This window comes from Malikia spinosa (assembly GCF_002980625.1).
GTDB lineage: Bacteria > Pseudomonadota > Gammaproteobacteria > Burkholderiales > Burkholderiaceae_C > Malikia > Malikia spinosa.
This window is the reverse complement of record NZ_PVLR01000094.1, coordinates 1-532: the sequence shown is the minus strand read 5'-3', so window position 1 is coordinate 532 and position 532 is coordinate 1. Positions and strand designations below refer to the sequence as shown.

Below are 532 nucleotides of genomic sequence, written 5' to 3'. Positions count from 1 at the left end.
CCAGGCCCCGAGGCCTCGCCATAGTAGAAGCGCTTGTCGGCACCGAAGTCCATGAAATGGTCGACTTCCTCGTGGTAGGCGCGCGCCTCGAGCCGGCCCCAGTCGTAGTCGCCCTGGTAGCGCAGGTTGATGCGCTGCTGCTGGTTGTCCAGCATGTCCATGCGCTGGTTCGGGTACAGCTGGTAGGGAACGTCTTGTACGCCGAGCTTGGCCTCGACCAGATGACGGCCTTCCTTGAATGCCAGGCCCAGGGTCTGGTTGCGTGTCTCGTAGGCGGTCGAGCCGACCTCGTCGAGCGGCAGCGCATGGCCAGCGCGTCCGGTGGCGGTCGAGGTCTTGAAGTCGCCCCCGGCCTGGTAGTTGTCGGCCTTGGCGGTAGCCGCGCTGTAGCTCAGGCTCAGACGGTCGCTGGCGACGGTGGCCGACAGGTTGGCGCCATGCGCATCGCCGTTGCTGCGGTAGAAGCTGCCGACCTCGCCCTGGGTCAGCAGGCCCTGGCCGGGCGCGGCGAACTCGGGTGCCGGCGTCTCGA

At 67.5% G+C, this 532-nt stretch carries 1 pseudogene; it reads right to left on the bottom strand.

Features of this window, described 5'->3' with window-relative positions:
* Nucleotides 1–532, bottom strand: a pseudogene (locus C6P61_RS17485) (TonB-dependent receptor); the annotation flags it as partial.